A 20,526-nucleotide genomic window follows, 5' to 3' on the forward strand; every position below is an offset into this window, starting at 1 on the left:
AATTATTCTTTTTGATGTGTTTTGTTTATTTTAGGGGTATTGCCGCACTGGCATTTTTGTCCTTATCAAAATAATTCTTTATGAGAGTAAACAGCACGCTGATGCCTATCCTATTGAGCTCCATTTCAACAAGGATGCTCGTTAAAATCCCGCTAATGAAAAACGCGCCAAAGGATATGAAGAATGCAGCACTGGGAAACAAGAACAGTGAAGGAATCAAAACAATCCCCGCAAATATTCGATAGGCTATAGTTCCAGCCCGCCTTATTTGTTTTACAATCAATGAGCCTGTTCTTAGTTTGTGTTTCAATTGATAGTCAATCAAAATGTATTGATTTAATGAGCTGTAAATGAATAGAAAAACAAAAAGGCATAGTCCCAGAGCCATTAATGGCAGCCAGAAAAACATGTAGGTGAGCTCGTGCGTTGAAGTCTCCACCATCAACACCTTCCAATAAAAAGGGAGTGGAAGTAAAAATCCTAGAAGTATTGTTCCATATAGTTTAAAAAAAACATGCAAAAACAAACTCCTGTTCGCCTGGTAATACTCCTTGGCCGGCATAATATCCACGTCCAATGTTTTTAATGTTTCTATATCCAAGGCGATGGCCTCTTTTAATTCTTGTGAATTCATTTCTTCATTATTCATGGATAAGCTCCTTCTTTGGGGCTGATTTATCATGATGATCAACCCATTTAGTAAAATAGGCGGGTATAACTGCGTTGACGTTACTTTGCCCCAGTTTTTTCCCCTCGCCTACATCGTTGTTTGTTGTTTCAACCGCTTGCTGGTATTGACTCTTTAAACGCCCTCCTCCACTGCTTGTTTTATTTACCGCCGTATCGACCTGATTATTAATTTTTTGCTGCATGCTTTCGGCTCTTGATGCATCCATGCCAACTCCCAGAGTCCTTCCAGAATCCTCCAATGCATTACTGTTTTTGTGGTAGTCAGTTCTCATTTGTGACTCTTTGGTTCTTAATGGATTTGTTGCATCCTGATAAAAGGAGTCAATCCGAGCATTTTTAGAAGCATTGCCGTATCGCGCGATTAAACCTTCTCGTTGTTCACTGATAAACTCATTAGCTAGCATTTGTAATTGTTTTAATGAGGCCAGATCTGAAGGATTGGAATACAATTCATCTCGTGCTTTCTCGCCAATGCGGTGTGCCACAAAGCCAGGAAATGCCTGATTAAGATCGGTGGTAATCTGATCGGAGTTGGATTCCACATAACTCCTGGCCGTGCTGATGCGAGCGGCTTTAGACATCGAGGCATCGTAGTTTTGACTTGCCGTTTGCGCTTCCCTTAAATCGGTACCCATTTGATTCGAAAGGCTTGCCCCTTCCGAATGGCTGTTATCAAAATGATGGTTTTGTGCAAACTGGCTCACGTAATTAAGCGCCTGATTAAAGTCTTCTGCTTCCTTCGCTGACATGCTGCTGTCCGTACCTTCATGGTAACGATCACTGCTCGTTGATGACCGATCGAACTTGGCATGACTATCAGCACCTCCTGTTGCCCCAAAAGCCAACCGCCCAATACTTCCCAGCATACTTTTTTCACTTGCGACTCCAACGTGGGCATTTAATCCAACTGAGGTCATATGAGCCAGCGCATCCTCTTGGCTTATCCCTTCGCGTTTAGCTACATCCGAGGCAATATGCGTCATGGTCGATAAGGCCTGGCTGTATTGGCCGGATTCACTTTCAGATACTCCATCGCCTAAACGCATATCATGTCCCTGCATTTTCGATAATTGTACGGCACTGTGCGCAAAACTGGATAAGGACGTTTGATAATGCTGACTTTCATTGGCTGCAGCCTGCCTGGATTCCTCAAAAGCCTGATTTAAAGAGCCACTTAAGGCCTTTGTATCTGAGATGTGTACGGGTCCTCGTGACATCCCAGGACTTACATCAAAAACAGCATCTCCATGGCCTGTGGTCGTCTTAAGCACACCACTTCCCAATTGTTCCGTGTGCATCCCATGCATGTTCGTCCAATTGGTATCGTGCTTGTTAGCCGAAACGTTATTGGCGCTGGTATTTTCATAGTTCATATTCCACCCGCTGTAAGTTGCCATTGAGATGTTACCTGCAGCTGCAGATTGCGCTTCACTGACTGACAAGGATTGCGCCATACCACCAAAATGCTGGGAGGATGTACTCAAAATCTGTCCCAATCCTTTCGTGATGTACAGGGCAATAACAGGAACACTTGCCGCCAATGCACCTGCCGTATAAGCAAAATTACTGTGCATGCTGGCTAACGAATCGATATTAGAGAAGGTCACACCTCCTGTTTTTTGACCAAACAAAGTAATGGTGGTACTTGAGGCCATGGAAACAAACCAATGAAAAATAATAAACATCGGAGGCCATGACCAAAGGTAGATTTGAGATTGTACCCACAAGAAATAAGCGTTACTCAGGGTCGGAAAAAATGAAATTAAAACAACTAATGGAAAAATACACAGCGTTAGCATCCACATCACGGTCATATAATAGGGTAAGCGAAATCCTGCAAGCCAAAAGCTATTGGCTTCAGCAATGTGCATTTTTTGAGTGCTGTCTGTATTGGTGTAATTCATGAGCGCCGCATCAGCTCCTGAAAAAGCAAAAGCATCGGCAGCAGCATCTCGGGTCGCATTAATTAAGATATTCTGCGTGAGTGTTTCAGCCGCATCTTCGGTAATGTTCATGTAATATTTGTGAGCAGCTTGCAGCCTGTCACCAAAAGTCTTTTCGCCTGGTAAAGAACTGCTGTCCGTGTTGCGTGACCCTAAAGCACCTGTGGTTACCAGATGATTAAGACGCTCCAACTCTAATTTGGCTGCAACGGGCAATCGAGTTTTTAAATTGGCTGCTGCATCACCACAACTTAAATTGTCTCCATTGTGCAGAATCACCCGATAAATGGGCGAGGGGCTCTCAAAATAGGTTTTAGATAGATTGGCACTTTGGGTAAGCTCCTGAGGGCTTAATTGGTGACTTGCCAAAAGTTTTGCCGTAAACACGCATTGACGGATATAAGATGATAGATCTTGCGCCAAATCAGGCGACATGGAGAGCCTTGTCTGGGTTGCCGCAAGCCAGGTTCTTGCACCAAAAATCATTCCGGTTTTGTTGTACTCCAGGCTATCTGGCATGTGAAATACATCACTAAAAGCAGTTGTTATTCCGTACCCCATGCCACTAATGACTGCTGCAGGTAATGCAACACCTAAAGGCACATGATCCACTGTTAATGCCTCTCCTGCTCCTTCGGCTGTCTGCATGTCAATAAGTGCCACAGGCACTTTAATACCCAGAACGCAATACATGACTAAAAAAGTGGTCAGCATAAAGCGAGTCAGTGATTCCAGCTTTTTACCCATTACGTACTGATAACTGACCATACCAACGGATAAAATCATGACAATGTCACACGCGGTGCTAAACGTGGATTCGCCAAGCAAAGCGGCCATACCATCAAGCAACTCTTTTAAATAAATCCCATTTTGTGGGGTGTAGATTAATAATGGGCTCATTGTGCCCCTCCGGTATATGATTTTCTTAAGATGGGATTAAGGGCATTAAGTGCCTGCTTCACGTTGTTTTGCACTAACTGATTGGTGGTCAGTGCGGCATTAAAACGTGCTCGTGATTCGCTATTAAAATTATCTACAAATTGTTGTGCCACCTGCAGGTTTTTAAATAATTTCTCTTCATGATCACTACCTAAATCACGCCCTGCAAGGGATGCTCGAATCACTTCAAGTGAATTTGCAAGATACTGGGCAAGCAAATCCGTTGCTACACTCTGAGCAAGTTCATAACTGCTTTGTATGCCGATATTCTGTTGTGCACTGGCTGAAATGAGCTGAAATACAGACGGCTGGGTTAGTTCAATTAACCCTTTTTGTTGTGGCGTCAAGGCCGTCCCTGATTTGATATTCTCATAAACTCCCTGCAGGATGGCTTGTACCTGAGAAACCAGAGCATCTTTGCTGCTGATCTCCTGGCTTCCTTTCACATTGATGGCAACACATTTTATGGGCTTGTTCGAATCAGTGCACTTATAGCTGGGTAATTTGCCTCCATAGAGCAAGGCTTTTACAAAATCCTGATTAGTCGCTAAAGAGGGATACGTTTGCATCCCTCCTTTGGCATCAAATACCAGTGTTCCTGAAATCGACATATAGACTTCTGAAATTTCTGTATCTGATTTGATGAATTCATTCAGTTGTAATGCATCCCAAACTACGTTGGTATTCAAAAGAGCCCTGTCTTTATATTCTGAATCGTTTTTTGCCTGTTCCAATCGCTTTTCAATCTCCCCTCCTGTCGAACATTTATGTCGGGCTTCTGCCCAATCGGTGTATACATTACGATTACGCCCGATGTCCTCACACAAACGCTGATGTGCCGCTCTATTTTTGGGATAAAGCGCTGCAGTCAGGTTTTCTCCCATCTCACACGAATTAAAATTTGTCCCATTAATGTCATTTGCCAACTTTTGCATGTATTGCATGGCATGAGCAATTTCAGGCAGCTCGGTCTCCAGTGCAAGGTTCATTGCATAGCCTGCCCCGTTACTTAAAATATTCTGCATGAAGGAAACAATCTGCTCTGATTTAATAAAGGAAAAACCACCTGCAAAAATATCAATTCCGCCACATCCTGAGCGAAACCCAGGTACATCAACGTGAGCTATCTGAATGGAACGCACCTGATTTCTGGCATAGACAGAGCCTAATGATGCAAATCCTGCTGCCTGTGATTCATAGGATGAGGCACCTGTGACATTCGCAGAATAACCAAGATTATTAAAAAAATGATTTAAATCGGCACTGGCTGATGCATGAACACCATTTCCTGTCACGCAAGTAAAAGACGCAACAACGGTTAGCACAAGAGCTCTAATCATTAAATTTCTCCTCAATGTGTTGCTTTAATTCATGTACTCTTTGTGCCAGCTGATAAGGAGTTGCTTCTCCAAACAAGACAGCGTAGGCCTCCAGGGTATGTCGATTGACTAAAAACAAGGCGGGAACCGTAGGCTTATACCCTCCTGATACATAGAACGTTTGAAAAAGCTCAGGTGTTAATGGTGTGGTATCGAGTCCATCCAGGGACTCTCCATCCAGGCTAAAAGCACGAACCTTAATATGAAATGTTTCTGAAAAATCCTTTAAAACAGGGGAGAATTTTTTACAATGTGGGCAGGTGCTTCGATAAATAAATGCAAAGTAATAATTTTGGGATAAATCTTTAGCTTCTGCTGATTCCTTCTGTGCAAAAGCTTTAGGGGCTTGCTTTTTCAATAACAGTGCATTGAGTTCTTCAACTGCCACATTGGCGTGTAATGGATTAATTACAGAAAAAAGCAGTAAAAAAATGATGCGGACAATCATGCTTCAAACCCCTCATAGCTGTATCGTTTGTAATGAGTCGCCACATCCAGCAGGCGTTCTTTTAACTCGGTTGTGGAGACGAAACCATAAGATAAAGGCGACATTTTTTGTGTTTTTAAATCAACAAGAAACAATGCTGGCATGTAGCGTGATTGCAAATTCATTGTTTTTTGTATTTCATTAAGGGGTATGTTTTTAGGATTAGGCAAACCTTCAATGGGTTGACCATCTGTCGTGACCGAAATCATTGAAAAGTGGGTCTGATTGACGAATGGCACAAGATGAGTGATGAATTTTTGCGAAATGGAACTGTTCCCTTTGTAAAAAAGGATTAATCCATAACGTTTAGCCCCTTCTCGGACTACCCTCTCCATTAAAAGATTCATTGAATCATTGCGAATGGCCACAGCCGTATTGTCAGTTGGAAAATTTAAGGAATGATCCAGCTCAGGATGAGACAACAGCACCTGTTGCCAGTACTGGACAAATTTCTGATTGTTTTTGGCATACACCTGCTGGGCTTTCATGTACTCATAGGTTGCATCAAATGATGGGGCAATTAATGCCGTTGCGAGCTTATTCATTGTGGCTTTGCGGACTTCCATGAGCTGCTCATAGGGAGTCAGCGAAGGCTTTGACACCTTTGGAATTTGAACAGGTTTCATCTGAGGCTCTTTGTTTTCTGTACTGTACCAATGAAACCCATGAGCGGGTGGACTTACTAAATCAGCCATGACCGGCATGGAAAGTAACATTAAAATAATAGTGAATAATCTCATTTTTGTTCTGCCTTTTTCTGGACTCGCCGTTTGATTTCATCCATTGCTTTTGAAGCGTCGGGGCTATTTAAAACGACATCGCCTACAATTCCTGCTTCTTTTGTTGGTTGTCCTTGGGGAAATGGATAGACAGGGTTTAAAAAATCGATGCGCCCCATGTCAAGGCTTTGTAATTCATTCACACTGAGCCCCGCGCAGCGTGTATGCTCCGCATCTCCTAAAGCATTGGGATTTAATTGTCTTAAACGTCCTTCGGCCTGGATAATGCGTGCCATTTTGCTGTCAAAGACGCAATAGGTGCGTTTGTGCTCCAGACAGGTGCCAAAAATGGGATCTTTCTGACTGCAGAATTCGCCTACATAATGAGCCAGATAATTGAGTTTGGCTTTGCCTAAAGCCTTATCTTCTTCGCGACACAAATCGATATGGAGCTTGTCAGCCCAGCCTTCATTCGAACAACAATCAATAATGTCCCAAACCCAGATTTTGCACTGCACGGGATGGCCTGAAAATAAGGTGGCCTGCGTTTTACCAAACTCAGTGCCAGCAGCTCCTGCAACGGCCATAGGTGCCATCGCCTCTCCAAAACCATCATTCTGAGTTGCAGTATGTTCCGTACAGTCTCCATCAGCACAAAAGAGATCACGCACACAAGCCACAGGCTGTGGGCAGACTGTCTCATCGCAACGATATACCTGCTCATAGAGTGAACAGGCATTATTGTTCATTAATGTACAGCGCGAACTTGCCTGTAAGCATCCTTTTTCATGTTGCGTTTTACATTCATCAGCTGCAGCGGATGCGCATTGATATCGTGCATTAAGCTCCCAGCAATCGCGGGTGACGGGCAGGCCATTAATGACACGGGTTGGATTGGAATCAGTACACTGCTCTTGTGTTTTTTGACATAGGTTGTTTGTCTCAAGACTGGCGCATTCATTATCCCAGTGCTCTTCTTCCACATAGGATTTAGAATGAGCATTAATCGTTAATGCCACTTGAATTGGGTAATAGCGACTGAACTTATCTGAAATATACAGGGTGATCACTCCTCCATTCTGGCAGGTTGGAAGTCCCACAACACGCACCCAATGAGCAGAACCACCATTGTTTAAAATGGAATGAACTGTGGCTTTCATTTCTTCGCAGGGATGATTTAATTTAATGGGATTAGTTAAGTGACCTCCTGCGCTATTGGTCATCGCGCCCGTTATAAGATTAACCGCTATGAGTCCAGTCCATTTTTTATGAACCCATACCTCAAAGTCAGCTCTTTGACTCCATCGTTCTGTGTTCACGGTTACTTTGCGTTTTTTTAAACACTGTTGTTCTGGTAATTGCCTTGATGTATGACAGATTTCCTCATGCGATTTAATCTCACAAGCCTGTGGCTTTTCATCGCATCTGATCCGCTCATTAGATTGTCCATGGGTAATCGCATAACTTTCTTCTTCAATTAATTTGGCGTTTTTAATCGCTTCATTTTTAGTATTGATTTCAAATTGGCGCTGACCAAAATGCTCGGTCACAGTACGTCCACCGGCATCATTTTTTAAGGCATTCGCAGCCAAGGTACTTAAATCCGTTTTTTCAGTTTCAACCCCCTGATAATGAAGCGATTGCGAGGGATTTTCCGTATAGTCTTTGAAGGTATTCTGGGGCTTAAATTCATTCATGGCGCTCAGTGGCTGATTCCCCAAAGATTTTGCGTATTCTTTTAATTTCTGAAAGTCCTGCGCTGTTGTATTGGCAGCTGAGAAAGTGCCAAATCCAAAAATACAGACAATGGCCAACATGCATCTAAACATGGCCTTTCTCCAATATGGTGGCTGCTAATGTGGCTCCTGCATCTCCTTTCTGGGCGATGAGCTCCAGTCCTTTTTTTATGCTTGCATTGCCATACACTACATCAAAGGGTTGATTGGTACAGGACTGCCCTGAACCGCAAGACTTGGAGGGTTCTGTGACTACAAGCGCTGGAACCGTTGTAATGTGGAATTGACTAAACCAGACCGGATCAATAGAAATTCCCTTAAAATTTAAATGCTGCTTTTGAGCTTCGCTATTAAGGTGTTTAAATGTTTCTATGGTTTGTTTAAAGTCACCATCCAGTAATCCATTAATGACCACGGGAATATGAAACCGTGCTGCTTCATCGCTCAATGCAAATAGAAGTGAGTCGGGCATGGAAAAGGATACAAATAAAATAGCACCTTCAGCTCCTTGCGGTTTTTGATTGCTTTGTAAACCGTCCGTGCTGCGTTGCATGAGTGTATCAATCAATGATTGGTGCTCTGATTGATTCCGAGAGGACGTACGCTTTAGCATTTCGATTGTCTTACTCGGAATGGTTGATACCTGATGAGCCCCCTCCTCTTGATAATGCCTTAATTCATCATTAGTGTTTGCAAAACATCCGCCAATCCCGGTCAGAAACAGGATAATGATTTTAATGTAGTGCGCCATTAAAGGCCTCCTTATAAAAAACAACAATTTCTCTTGCGCCAAATCATGAAGCCAAAATTATCTCCATCTCCAGGGTAGGTATGTCCGGCCTCCCAGGTAATGACTGAACGGCCAAAGGGCTGGCAGCGTTTCGCATCAGGTAATGTATTGACTAACTGGTAGCGATACCGGCTTTTAGGCAAAATGGAAGAGTGATAGGTGCGACAAAGTGCAGCCCAATCTTTACCAACAGAATCTTTAATTGCTCCAAGGCGATGAAGCTTAAAGTCGGTGCGTTCTGTCAGGAGTGTTGCAGCACTAATGGGACTCGCCTGATTCGCCACAAAACCATTGAGCGGGTAGGTAGATCCTTGAGCGCCCTGGCACCAGAATAGAGAATCCATGGCCGTTCCTGCCAATGCTTTGGTTGCATCTGCTGCACAAGACGCACGTACTGGCGATGTGGTAAATAAGGTGGCCTCAGGATTAAGAACAAAAGCAAACTCCGAGTCATTCCATGTTGGATCAAGTTCACTCAAATACATCACATCAAAATCTTCTGTCTCCATACAGCCGATGGATGTAAGGACCTGCAGCCAATACATCAGAGGGTATTTGTACCAATGCACGTAATAAAATGCGCCTCGCCCATCCGTATCGGGCATTTGTGAACCACCAAGACCCTGGTCTTTAATATGTAGTTGCACCCCAAGATTCACCATGCAATATGGCTTTCGTGTCACATCGACTAACGCAAATGGTTCCCAATAACCTATAGTAACTCCTAAAAGTTGTAATTTGTTTGGGCAGGAACAGATAGGGTTCCCAGGATTTTTAGTATCAGGATACTGGCTTTTTACTACTTCGGAGGAACCAATGGTTAAAGGGAACAAACAATCCCAGCAAATGTCGGTAATAGGATTGACAAAATGCCCTTTACACTGTGACGCGTGCAATGTACAGATGAAGAATAAACCTGCAGCAATTGAACAGAAAAGTCGTTTATTCATCATTCACTCCAATTTCTTTAATTTGCCAATCAAGACCTACCTGACTGACTATGCTTGGAACGTGTTGAAGCTGCAGCCGAGATGAAATGATGCCGTTCACATCAAAATAAATTCGACCAAAAAGCTCTGCGGCAACTCGAACATCACCACCGGTTAAAATAAACTTAACGTGCTTAAAATTGGTGTAATGTTTTTTAACCCAGGTAACCTGTCTTGCATCATCCGCATTAAAGAAAATCAGGGTTTTGAGGAAGTGAACACGCTCAAATGGGTTTATACGCGTCCCTGCTTTTGCAATTAAGTACCCATCAGGTGTCCAGATATCATGAGATACAGTCACTGCCGGTGAGATGCGAAACGTCTTAGGCGCGCGAGTCGTGCTCAATGCCAAAGGGTGTGGTCTCATCGCCTGACGCGCTGCTTTCTGCTCTAAATCGCGCTGAACATGCTCTAAATCACCGCTTTGCTGCAATGCATTGAGTTTGTTCATAATGACTTTTCTTATATCCTCTTCCCTGACAGGGAATGTCTGGCCATACTGACCAATATTTTTTGCATGACTTACAGGCTCTAATAAGGAGGCCAGACCAAGAATCAAGGAAAAAAATCGTTTGTTAGTGCGCTTCATGCTTTATCCTTGCTATGGTCAAAGCAATGAGCTCGTCTGTTACATCCACTTGGGAGGGTTTGTAACCAGTTAATACGGGTGCGCTAACTAAGGTTACCCGATGAGACCTTCCATAGTCCTTGATGACTTCTGGAAGGGTGCGTGAAAAGCGATCCATAATGTTTAATTGTTCTTCATGAGTCAGTTTAGAACGGGCAAGCAGCACCGAAGGTGCCTCTATGGCACGATTCATATCAACCACCAAAAGAGGTAAAGGCTTAGGCCACATCATAAACATACCCGCCAGGACTCCAATGAACCCATCAACTCCCGCAATGATCCAATATGTGGTGTTTAAGCGATTAAATGGCATAACCCCTCCCATAATGCAGTTCTGCGACATGCGATACCGCATCAAGAAATGCAATCCCTTGTGCCACATAATTAATGACCGCCTGATAATCATCTCCATCAGAAGATAAAAGCACGCGAGTAAACGGATCAACGAACAAGCGATGAAAGGAGGAAATACCGTTGGCGCGCAACAAGACTTGCGAAAAGCCAGCTTCTTTCGCTATTGGGAATGATTTCAGAATAGTCATCTCATAGCCCGAAAAAGTCTCATGTTTTTTTTGATGCTCTAAAAGCGGTGATTCTTCTTGTAAAAAAACAAGCTTTAAAGCGGAGTTTTCCCATGCGGCACGGGCTTCTGAGAATTCAAAATAATCCTCAATTCCCTGAGTAATCGTGACAAATGATGCTTTATGCCGCCGACCAGTACGAAAGCCTTTGGTGATAAAGTTCACTGCAATTGAATCTCCTGTAAAAAAAGACCAGGCCTCATCAATGATGCACATCTTTTGTTTGTTCCTGTCTGAGTTGAACATACGTCTTTGAAACTGGGAAATAACGGACAGGAGAACCGGGGCGCGAATGCTTTGATTGTCTTCAATTTCCTTCAAGTCAACTACAATTATGCGGGCATCAGGCGATAGCTGGGATGGCTCATTAAACGCTTTTCCATGCTCTGAGGCAGAACAGTAACGCTGAAGATTTTTAGACAAAATGCGCGCTGTAGGATAGGTTTCGCGGTCGTGCTCGTACAACGACAATAAGACTCCTGCAACCTCATCAATGCGCGTTTGATTCTGAGTTGTTCCAAAAGCGGTTAAAATGGCTTCTCTTAAAGTGCCTCTGTCGTCATCTGTAGCACCGCTGGTCGGGCAAGTTAATAATTCAAACAAGGCAATAATGTCATCAATCTCTCGTAAAATGTCCGTAACATGGGTAAAGGGATTCATCGCCAAATTGCTGTATTCAAGATAAGTCCCACCGAGCGCCTCACACAGTTTTCTGTAGCTCCCGCCTACATCAATAATAAAAATATCCCCGCCATTAAATAAAATATTGAGCATCAGCATCTGAATGAAAAAACTTTTTCCACCGCCCGATGTGCCGGTTACAGCCATATTGTAATTGCTGCCAAATGCACCCGAGAAAGGATCGATGCAGGCAAACTGATCGCGCATGGTGGGCAACAAAATACCCTTGCCCACCCCGCGCCAGTCAGAAAGAATTGGCATGTATTGGGTTGCATTCCATGAAGAAATTGGCCACATCATGGTTGGAAGAGAAAAATCCTTAGCCAGATTTCCCGTGAAAAAAAACGGCATCGAGACTAAAAAATATGGACATTGCATACGTTTACACAATGCCAGTTTAATGTCATTGAACGCAAATACCGTGCGAGCAGCTTCCACATCACGCTCTTTTTCATGAGGTCTTGAAAAAAGAACCACGTTATAAAGCATCTTTACAGAACGAGTCTTCTGTGAGGATAAATCATCTCGAAAAGTACGCCATACTCTTGCCTGCTCCTCAGTTCCCGCTACATTCAAGGCATAATCACTTTTAGATTTTTTATCCAAATCACGGGTCTTGCGGTTCGCCCTACCCTGAGCACGTCCCTGCTCTTCAACCAGATAGATGACCGAGATGATGTGATTACAGGATATTCTTTTATCAGGATGAAAAATGTTGCTGGTATTATTGATGTTCTCCCATAAACAATACTGACGAGGCAGGCGATCAATGGTCAGAACAGATACAGCTGTTTCATAAGCATGTCCAGCTTCATTAGCCCCTTGAATTACTACTTCATTGTTTTTAATTTCAATATCAAAGTCATGAGACAGCGCCTGCTCTTTAAGTAATTTGGTTTTGTCGTATATAACAGGGCGTGGGGTAATTGCATCAGGGCAATTATCCAGATAAAACTGAAGCAAATGCAAAAAATCAGTCGCATCCGCTTGCTTAAATCCAATTTTTGCAGCACTTAAGGATGCTTCAAACGAAACGCGAAACTGGCCAAAACAGGCTTTTAAATCACTCTCGGATTCTTTTTTGATTTTATCAATGACGATATAGCAATCCGTATGAGTTAATCGAGGTGCAAGCATCGTGTTGGTTTTAAAACCGTGTATGGCGGCTTTTTGATAAAATGCCTTAAGGTTATCTCCTAACAGGCTTAAATTTTCAAATTCGTTTTTTGTGAACTGCGAAGTAAATGCCTCAATATCTTTCCCTACTTGATTGTGTTTGACGCAAATCAACTGCAAGGTGAACTCATGAGACACTTTAGATTGAAGCAGCGTATCCAGCTGCTCTGCTATGTGTTCATTCGCACCCGTTAAAGGAACAATGCGATAAATTAAACCCGCATTGTGTTCATTAAAAAACAGCTTCGATTCCTCATCAAAATATTGATAAGGTAATAGCTCCTCAGTAAAAGAAGGATATTGATGCGCCTTGAGGTCAAAAGCGGCTCCGTTATCGGCTAGCCCTTTGTCATTCCAGGTCTCCTTTAGCAACTGATAAGTATCTTGAACCCATTCTATAGCATTTGTAAGCATTGTTTCTCTCCTGTATTCGTGCCAGCGCCTATTTATAATCTGAATACAGATCTTGAATTCTTGCCTGCTGCACGAATTGACCATCGGGTGTGTAGCGTTTTTCCTGCACCATACGATTCACCATTTCCATACTTTGACAACCACCCCTGTCAGCAAAGGGACATCTTGCATCCTGATTGTCGAGGATGGATTTCGAGCAGGCACATAACTGCGACACTAAGAAAAGGGTACTCAATAAAAATAGAGGTTTAGTCATGAAGTGGCTCCTCATTTTGTACGGTTGAAAATAATGGGGTAGAGGGTTGTCCTGGTTGATTTAAGAGGGGATTCTCAACAGGATTAACGGTTTGAACCATGGGCTCTGGATTATTGGACTGCATCAATGAAGCGCCATTCACAGGGTGTGTATTTAATTCATAGGCACGGCTTACAGTGGTTGTAACCCCAGACTCGTTTTGGGCATGTCCTTCATTGATAGCGCGTCCTGACTCGTACACCTGATGTTCTTTGTCTATCCAAAAGCCTTTAGTAAATAAAACGGACACACGACGACCAGCACGTGCCACAACCAGTGGATGATAAATATCAGCAATGCGCATTACATAGTCTGAAATACGATTGGCAGGATTACTAAGCGCACCACCAGCAGCCGATTGAGCAAGGGTTGATGCCTGCCCGTAGGTCGTAATGGTGCCAGCCCCTGGATTGATTGTTTGAGCGGTATTTAAATTCTTTAAGCCATCACCAAATCCTGCCAGCATGCCTGCCGCTGCCGAATAGGTTAAGAGCGGCTTTGTTTTTAGAATGGATGTTCCGCGTAAATCCTGCATGGCATCCAAATCAAATACAGAGCCGTAAGCCTTTTGTTCAAAATTGATGTTATTTCCGGCGCAAGACAGTGTTTCTAAATGCATCACCACGGAACTTCCTGATAAATCACCATAAGTGGATACCAGAGCGACACAGTCTTCCAGATGAGAACGCTGGTTGTTGGGCATGATTCCTCCGCTGGTAAGGCGGATTAAAGCAGTTCCCATGTTTTTTGAGCCGTTTATTCCTGCATCACCTAAAACCCCAGTCAGCAACACCCCTTCAACAAAGGTTCCCGCCCAAACATAATTTTTAGAGGTTCGTACTTCCTTGTTTTTTTTCTTCCGGTTGTTAAATTGCACTGTTTCCAGTCCTGATTTTGCTAGCAGTTCGCGCTCTGCCTGATGCTTTTTCTTTTGCTGTGCTTCCATTTCTTCGCGAGTTGGCGGCCTAACGGTGACCAGGCTTGCCTGACGGGTAGAAACCAGTGCAACCTGTAATTGTTCGTTCATTTTTTTATTTTCTTCTTCAAGGTGTGCAAGCTGTTCTTTCATGGCCTGGATCAAGGTTTTTGTTTCCGAATTTTCTGTATTCACAGGTGCTGCTTCCTGCTGTTTTTTATGATGTTCTGCCATTAACTCTTTTAAAGAATCAATTTGTTGCTGCTGTTGCAGAAGGAGTGCTTCGTCGCTGCCCTGATTAAAAGTACTTTCAAAAATACTCTCGAACGGAGCTTCTTCCTGGTGGACTGGTTTTTTTTTCTCAGCTGATGAGTAACAATAAAATCCATAGGATGCGCCACCCACCAGTAATAAAATGGCCGCGTGCTTCAATTGTTCCTTTTTAGCCAGTTTATTGGCATTTTGAGGTTTTAGCGTCAACCATTGTTTTATTTTTTTAAACATTACCTACTCTCCTTCCAACTCATTTTAGGCACCTCCTGGTTTATCCCTGATTGCTGTATAACCCATATAAGTAAGCGATTTTTTTAGGTGGGAGCGCCTCATCACTTAATGACAGGGATTCTGCGTCCTTATGGGCAAATAAGGCGGTTGTAAGCGCTAGCTCATGATTTGATGTATTTTCTAACCGATAGACATAGCCTGCGAAACGCTTACCCTGATATTGCTTTTCCAGGGTTACCTTGATGCCCTTTTTAATGTAAAAAGAACGTGGAGTAATTCGTTTCTCATTAAATTCTTTAGGCGTCTCCCCTGCTTTCATGGCAGCGATTGCTTCATCTACTTCACTGGCATCAGGGGTATCCAGTTTTACAAATTTCAATTTTGTTTGAGCGCGCGGCACAAGCCTTAAGGTTTTTCCAACCGATTCATCAGGTGTCAGGGTAAGTGATACGTGATGTCCTTTATCTGTAGTTAGGAACAGGGTAATGGGAACTTGAAAATTGGGCTTTATATACACCGAAGAATCCGTGCTTTCAGGATTATCCATCTCACTTTTATCGACTGTAATAGCATGCTCTGGGTAACTTAATTTAGTGATCGATTCCCCTTCAATAAACACACGATTAAAGTTAATACTCGATAAGGTCAGATTAAACTGCTCTCCTTCTTCAAAAGCGATGACCGAAGGAGGAGTGCTTGCACAAACAATTCCTGAGCACAAACAACTTATAAGAAGAATGGTTTTTTTAGCTTGATCATAAATTGAGTTAGTCATGGTGTATCTCCTGAATGGACACAAGATTTAAAAGGCCTGATTGATGTGAAAACTGCACTCGATACATTTTGTGTTGTGGCTTTAATTGAAGCCCATGGCTTGTGCGATACAATTGCCCTTCGATTTGACCTTGATTCTTAGAGACATCCACGGATACTTTTTCAGCGTAAAAAACTGAGCTTACATTTTTGTCATGTACTGTTTTGCGCTCGGCATCCAATAGTTTGGAAAACGATTCCTGATATTTCGCTGGAATCAGATGAGACAGCATGGTGTAACGCGCATCAATGGTCTCAGGATTGTAGGTCAGGCGTAAGTCAGCAGCTTTCTGCGTCATTTCTTTCAGGTATTCGGGTGAATAGCCTTTATCGCCAATGCTAAACTCTAGACCAGTACACACTGGAAGCCAGTGAACCTGCTTATGCAGTAAGGTATAAAAATTTAAGGCGCAAAGAACAATAACTGCAAACGTACTCGATAGCGCCCAAATCAGAGTCAGCTTGAATAACAGTCTGTTTTTTGCAATCGCATTATCACGAAATGAAGTATCCATTAAATCACCTGATATAAATTCGGTTGGCAGAATCGGGCAAAGCTCGAAATAACAGAGACGTTAACCTGTGAGGCAGCGACCAATACACGATGGCAAACAGACTCCGCAGAGGTAGTCCGCCATACTTGATATGCATCGCAACGCTTAGGGCTGCGCCTATCATAAAAAGCTGATAGGCAAGTCCTGTTAAAAGCCCAATTCCCGTGAGTAAAAAAATGGGCAGGCCTGTGGTAACAGGAATACCCGCAATTTTAGGCTCATCAGAGAGCATGAATGTTTGGTAGTTACGAGCCATTATTTCAATGCCCAGTGAGTGAACACCATCAATACAGGAACACCCGCAAGGACTGCGATATTTTTGGTTTTGATGTAGGCATAAGCCCCTGCAAGCCCTTCTGCTAACAAAAGAAAATAAGGGAGATCTGAATCCGCTCCAAAGGTTGCCTTTACTTCCTCTTTTAATCCAGAAAGCCGATTCTCAGCAGCAAAACAGGAGTCTGGCATCAGGCACAGCAGCGCCAAACCAATCATTAAAAACGGGAGCAGTTGCCTGGCATAGAGATATCCTTTAAGGCTCAAATCGTTCATTGCTGTTCTGTATTTCATCACATTCTCCTTTTTTTGGTTAAAAAAATCCCCTGAGCCCTAATTTGTGCTCATTTTTTATTCTTTTTATTTAATGAATCGTGTTTTTGTGGTTTTAAAAAGAGCGTTTATCCATTCATGGTTACTCCTTTATCGAGCATGCTTTGACTTAATAGGTGGTTGTTCTTTTTAAGTTCAACTAAAATTTGCGTCAGTAGGTGATTTGCAGAATCCAGTTTTTTGAACAAAGCCACATACTCAACTGTTTTGGATAAGTCAGGAACTTCCTTGTCCATTGATAGCAAAAACGTAAAAAGCGCCCCACCGGAAAGAATGCGTTTAAAATATTCGACATCCTGTTCATCATTTTCAGTTGAAACGGCAGTCAGATTCTGATTAATCTTAAAGTTTTTTTCAGGCAGTGTTGTGGGCTCTGCGTGAATAACTCCACTCACAACGATGAGGGTCATCGACAGCATGAGTGTTTTAATTAGGTTCATTAAGCGCTCCTTTTATTTTTGTTATGAACTTAAGCTTTTAAAATTAGTCCGATGTTTGGTCTGTTTCTGGCATGTTGATGTTCTCAAGTTCACTTTTCATCACAATAACTCGTGCAAGATAGGGTTTTACCTTCGGTGATAAATGTGTACAGTAGCTTCTTACATTGCTGATTTCTTTTAATTCATTGTGTCCATAGGCCATGGAAACCAGCGCCCCATCCTTTTTATGATGTTGCAATTGGGCTCCTGCAGATTCCAGATAGGCTGCTGCAATTGCGACATCTCCAGAACATAAATCGGAGTTGTTTTCTTTGGCAATCTGGTTTAGTTGATAAGACGTATCAAAAATTCGTCTTTCTAAATCGTAGTGATTCGAACTGGTTGCAACAGCACAAGGTGAACCCAGTGCGGTGATGATAAGTCCTGCTATTACATTGATTCTCATTACTATTCCCTCTTTAACTCATTATTGTTTTTTAAATCCTATGCACTTTTTTTCATGAAACTCTAATCAGGCTGCATCAAAAAATGCCCGCTAATGTTTTTACCAGACCTTGTTCTAGTGCTGGTCGTGCTTCTGCAAAACTCAGATTGACTTTATCGGCATTGGATACCAACCGCGTTCTATAGCGTTGGTAATCACTGTGTTTGCTCAATGTCTGGGTGGTTCCAGATGCAGTGCCATTTTGAAGGTTGGAATTAAACTGCTCATGAACGGTACCTTTTCCAACGCGTTCAGAAATTTGTACATCGGTAATCATCGTGTAATTCACTGCCTTGACTAGAGAATCTGCAGCCAAACCAATAATTCCTCCACCTATACCTGCACCAATCATGGTGCTTGAATGACCGCTTAATGCACCCAGTGCAGTTCCTGTTGCTGCCCCTGCCAATGCACTACCATACCCACCACCTAGCGCGGATTGGCTTGCAGACACGCTCATTTTTCCAACCTTAAGAATATTGGCCTGCAGCAGGTAATGGGCTTTGGATGGATTTCCAACCACTTTATAGCCATGTTCTTCTAATGCCTGCTTTAGTGACTTATCAATGGATAATGACTCTTGAGAAGTATTCTTAACCGTGATGTAAATCGTTTTTTGACTTTGAGCTACAGGATCAAGAAAAATCGTTTGGCTGAGTTTTGTATCTGTTTCTAAGTTGCGATGTTCGATCACTGTTGATGTTGCAGCACAGCTCACCAATAGGGCAAAAGATCCAGTTAAAGCTAAAGTGGTAATTGCCTTTTGTATCTGGTTAATGCATGGTTTCATTTTATTCCCTTAACTCGTTAGTATGGTGATTTGGTTGGTTAATGAGTCTGTACGCCCCGTGGTTCCTTCCTCTGACCAGGCGTATTTAAAAACAGAGATTGTTCTTTTTTAATTTTTTGATGTATTTCCTGACGGTGAATAATTACATCTTGTGGTGCATCGAACCCTAAGCGGACTTGATTACCCTTAACACCGAGCACGGTGATATAAATGTCATCATTGATTAGTACGGTTTCGCCTATTCTACGTGTAAGTATTAACATGCTGTGTTCCTTTTATTGGTTAGTGAATTGAATATTCTTTTTTTTGTGAATCAATCTCGAATCGAAGCGCTTCGCATGCCAATCGTGCCTCCATTGCAATGTGCCAGAAATCGCATTCAGGGATTTCCTGATAGGCTAGAGCTAATGACTCAGAGCAGGCGTTTAAAAGACAGTACAGCTCTTCCTTTGTAAACAGTTTTAAACATGGAATTTGTTTCATCATGCAACTCCCAATAACTGGCGAATTTTCGCAAGGTGTGTTGTTGCAATGTCTTTTGATTGAGGCAAAGCGCACAGCACCTTCTCTTTAATTTCCGGGATCTGGTGTCCTTGTCTCATTAAATGACATACCTGTTCATATGCCTCTTTAAATACTGCAAAAGAATGGCCTTCATTATCAATTTCCAGAAATTTAAGCCCTAGTCTTTTAGCCGTAAATTTAACCACTGCGTGACTCCAATTTGGGTTCGCTGAATAGGCGCTGTTTAAAACTTCCCTATGTGCCTCGGCAGCAGAAGGCAGGCGTAAATCACTATAAAAGCCAAGACATAAAGCACGAAACTGCAGGCAGTTGGGTGGAAATTCACAAAACTTGTCACCTTTACTCAATGTCATTAATCGCTCCACACCACTGTCTAATGCTTTTGGAGTTAAATCTTTAAGTGCAGCAAACCAAACTCCTGTATCTTTCACTCCATGCTTACTGATAAAAAGTTGCCCGTATATTGCAGTCAGTTTCATCCAGAGGCTGGACAAGTGTTCCTTCGATAAATGCACCGGAGTTGAGTTCACTGCCTGAGGTGTCCCAGAGTGAGTCGCTTGAAATGCCATGATGCTCGCTGACTCGTTCAAGTGCTGTTTGGTTAAGAGTGCTTTGATTGGTACCACGCTCATTGTGATGACTCCTTAATTGTCCTTGTGCCTTTTGTAGTTGTTTTTTCATGTATTGGGCATCTCGATCCAGCCAGTTAATGAATACTGGATTAAAGTCAGCCCATAGAGTGTTATGTTTCTTGTTGTGCTTGATAAACGCCTGAATTTCTTCTTTGTCAGTGACTTTGGTTAGTCCCATGGAAAATGCCATTTCGATGGTTTTTGTGTTTGGGTAAAAGTCATCGCTAATTTGCTTTTTGTTGCAAGAAAAATCATTGCCCGCAGTTTGAGTTTGTTTGTTTGAGTTAGTTATATTAAATATATTAATATTCTTTGCAGAGCTCTTTAGTGTGTTAGCTTCTCTGTTAACTTCTATGTTAGATTTTCCCTCTGAATCTCCTTCTCTATCAGAATCTATAAGGGATTTAGGTGAATTAAGATCTGTGTTAACTTCTTTCTTTATAATCAATTGATTATAGATCTTAGGGACCTCTGGGAATATAAATTTTAAATTTTGCCCTTCAGTTATAACTTGAAAGTATTCGCTACACTCATGTTCTATAGACTTTATGAAATTTCTGATGGTTTGCTTAGATGGAACACCACTGTTGATTCGACCTGGAGCGGTTTTAATCTCTAAGGATCTTGATAGATCACGATAACTAATGTCAGATACAATTCCCGTAAGAGGATTTGCAAGATTTAATAGTTCATAAATAATTAATCTAGGACCATAGGGTAATAATTGAAACTTTTTTTCTATTTGTTTCCTAGCATTAATGTATAACTCAACATCAAACTTCATCAACAAATCCTTTTATTTATCTAATTTATTA

At 42.4% G+C, this 20,526-nt stretch carries 24 protein-coding genes; all 24 read right to left on the minus strand.

The genetic code is table 11. The features are described from left to right. Positions 1-25 precede the first annotated feature (25 nt). The 24 genes from BU07_RS0100170 to BU07_RS0100285 all read right to left on the minus strand — a co-directional run bounded on the left by BU07_RS0100170 (position 26) and on the right by BU07_RS0100285 (position 20,495). Positions 26-649 (minus strand): hypothetical protein, encoded by a 624-nt coding sequence (locus BU07_RS0100170; protein WP_031562453.1) that lies wholly within the window; start codon positions 647-649, stop codon positions 26-28. Then, entirely contained in the window at positions 642-3,533 is a 2,892-nt protein-coding gene (locus BU07_RS0100175; RefSeq protein ID WP_051635418.1) for a conjugal transfer protein TraG N-terminal domain-containing protein, read from the minus strand. Before BU07_RS0100175 ends, BU07_RS0100170 begins: the two co-directional genes overlap by 8 nt. Continuing rightward, a complete protein-coding gene (locus BU07_RS0100180) occupies positions 3,530-4,912 on the minus strand; it encodes a conjugal transfer protein TraH (RefSeq protein WP_031562457.1) in 1,383 nt (460 codons plus the stop codon). Before BU07_RS0100180 ends, BU07_RS0100175 begins: the two co-directional genes overlap by 4 nt. Further along, the gene (trbB, locus tag BU07_RS0100185) at positions 4,905-5,399 is read right to left on the minus strand and encodes a type-F conjugative transfer system pilin assembly thiol-disulfide isomerase TrbB (protein WP_031562459.1); all 495 of its coding nucleotides are present in this window, start codon (positions 5,397-5,399) and stop codon (positions 4,905-4,907) included. Before trbB ends, BU07_RS0100180 begins: the two co-directional genes overlap by 8 nt. Beyond that, on the minus strand, positions 5,396-6,178 hold the full coding sequence (traF, locus tag BU07_RS0100190) for a type-F conjugative transfer system pilin assembly protein TraF (protein WP_051635419.1): 783 nt from the start codon (positions 6,176-6,178) through the stop codon (positions 5,396-5,398). Before traF ends, trbB begins: the two co-directional genes overlap by 4 nt. Continuing rightward, entirely contained in the window at positions 6,175-7,986 is a 1,812-nt protein-coding gene (gene traN / locus BU07_RS0100195) for a type-F conjugative transfer system mating-pair stabilization protein TraN (RefSeq protein ID WP_031562463.1), read from the minus strand. The genes traF and traN overlap by 4 nt, the downstream gene beginning before the upstream one ends. Next, positions 7,979-8,644, minus strand: coding sequence for a type-F conjugative transfer system pilin assembly protein TrbC (trbC, locus tag BU07_RS0100200; protein ID WP_242601927.1), 666 nt, complete (start codon positions 8,642-8,644; stop codon positions 7,979-7,981). The genes traN and trbC overlap by 8 nt, the downstream gene beginning before the upstream one ends. Positions 8,645-8,655: 11 nt before the next feature. After that, complete coding sequence (gene traU / locus BU07_RS0100205) at positions 8,656-9,633, minus strand: conjugal transfer pilus assembly protein TraU (protein WP_031562468.1); 978 nt, start codon at positions 9,631-9,633, stop codon at positions 8,656-8,658. After that, positions 9,626-10,261 carry a type-F conjugative transfer system protein TraW gene (gene traW, locus BU07_RS0100210; protein ID WP_031562470.1) on the minus strand — a complete coding sequence of 212 codons (636 nt, stop codon included), beginning with the start codon at positions 10,259-10,261 and terminating at the stop codon, positions 9,626-9,628. Before traW ends, traU begins: the two co-directional genes overlap by 8 nt. Continuing rightward, entirely contained in the window at positions 10,248-10,613 is a 366-nt protein-coding gene (locus tag BU07_RS0100215; RefSeq protein WP_051635420.1) for a hypothetical protein, read from the minus strand. The genes traW and BU07_RS0100215 overlap by 14 nt, the downstream gene beginning before the upstream one ends. Then, complete coding sequence (gene traC / locus BU07_RS0100220) at positions 10,603-13,152, minus strand: type IV secretion system protein TraC (RefSeq protein WP_031562473.1); 2,550 nt, start codon at positions 13,150-13,152, stop codon at positions 10,603-10,605. The genes BU07_RS0100215 and traC overlap by 11 nt, the downstream gene beginning before the upstream one ends. Before the next feature lie 28 nt (positions 13,153-13,180). Beyond that, positions 13,181-13,408, minus strand: a complete 228-nt coding sequence (locus BU07_RS0100225) for a hypothetical protein (protein ID WP_031562476.1) — start codon at positions 13,406-13,408, stop codon at positions 13,181-13,183. Next, complete coding sequence (locus tag BU07_RS0100230; protein ID WP_031562478.1) at positions 13,401-14,867, minus strand: TraB/VirB10 family protein; 1,467 nt, start codon at positions 14,865-14,867, stop codon at positions 13,401-13,403. The genes BU07_RS0100225 and BU07_RS0100230 overlap by 8 nt, the downstream gene beginning before the upstream one ends. A gap of 40 nt (positions 14,868-14,907) precedes the next feature. Beyond that, positions 14,908-15,642, minus strand: a complete 735-nt coding sequence (traK, locus tag BU07_RS0100235; protein WP_051635421.1) for a type-F conjugative transfer system secretin TraK — start codon at positions 15,640-15,642, stop codon at positions 14,908-14,910. Beyond that, a complete protein-coding gene (locus BU07_RS0100240; RefSeq protein ID WP_031562481.1) occupies positions 15,635-16,195 on the minus strand; it encodes a TraE/TraK family type IV conjugative transfer system protein in 561 nt (186 codons plus the stop codon). Before BU07_RS0100240 ends, traK begins: the two co-directional genes overlap by 8 nt. A gap of 4 nt (positions 16,196-16,199) precedes the next feature. Then, a complete protein-coding gene (gene traL, locus BU07_RS0100245) occupies positions 16,200-16,490 on the minus strand; it encodes a type IV conjugative transfer system protein TraL (protein ID WP_021460416.1) in 291 nt (96 codons plus the stop codon). Beyond that, complete coding sequence (locus BU07_RS0100250) at positions 16,490-16,801, minus strand: type IV conjugative transfer system pilin TraA (protein WP_031562484.1); 312 nt, start codon at positions 16,799-16,801, stop codon at positions 16,490-16,492. Before BU07_RS0100250 ends, traL begins: the two co-directional genes overlap by 1 nt. 107 nt (positions 16,802-16,908) lie before the next feature. Beyond that, positions 16,909-17,280, minus strand: a complete 372-nt coding sequence (locus BU07_RS0100255) for a hypothetical protein (RefSeq protein ID WP_031562487.1) — start codon at positions 17,278-17,280, stop codon at positions 16,909-16,911. 43 nt (positions 17,281-17,323) lie between these two features. After that, positions 17,324-17,725: a hypothetical protein gene (locus BU07_RS0100260; RefSeq protein ID WP_031562489.1), complete on the minus strand. Its 402-nt coding sequence runs from the start codon at positions 17,723-17,725 to the stop codon at positions 17,324-17,326. Between the two features lie 76 nt (positions 17,726-17,801). Then, positions 17,802-18,554 carry a complement resistance protein TraT gene (locus BU07_RS0100265; RefSeq protein WP_031562490.1) on the minus strand — a complete coding sequence of 251 codons (753 nt, stop codon included), beginning with the start codon at positions 18,552-18,554 and terminating at the stop codon, positions 17,802-17,804. Between the two features lie 38 nt (positions 18,555-18,592). Continuing rightward, positions 18,593-18,817 carry a carbon storage regulator CsrA gene (csrA, locus tag BU07_RS0100270; RefSeq protein WP_031562492.1) on the minus strand — a complete coding sequence of 75 codons (225 nt, stop codon included), beginning with the start codon at positions 18,815-18,817 and terminating at the stop codon, positions 18,593-18,595. A gap of 19 nt (positions 18,818-18,836) precedes the next feature. Next, complete coding sequence (locus BU07_RS0100275) at positions 18,837-19,040, minus strand: hypothetical protein (RefSeq protein WP_014845157.1); 204 nt, start codon at positions 19,038-19,040, stop codon at positions 18,837-18,839. Then, positions 19,037-19,510, minus strand: coding sequence for a hypothetical protein (locus BU07_RS0100280; protein WP_242601925.1), 474 nt, complete (start codon positions 19,508-19,510; stop codon positions 19,037-19,039). The genes BU07_RS0100275 and BU07_RS0100280 overlap by 4 nt, the downstream gene beginning before the upstream one ends. Before the next feature lie 7 nt (positions 19,511-19,517). Next, positions 19,518-20,495: a hypothetical protein gene (locus BU07_RS0100285; RefSeq protein WP_031562498.1), complete on the minus strand. Its 978-nt coding sequence runs from the start codon at positions 20,493-20,495 to the stop codon at positions 19,518-19,520. Between the last annotated feature and the right edge of the window lie 31 nt (positions 20,496-20,526).

Origin of the sequence: Legionella wadsworthii DSM 21896 = ATCC 33877, from assembly GCF_000701265.1 — a bacterium.
Classification (GTDB): Bacteria; Pseudomonadota; Gammaproteobacteria; order Legionellales; family Legionellaceae; genus Legionella; species Legionella wadsworthii.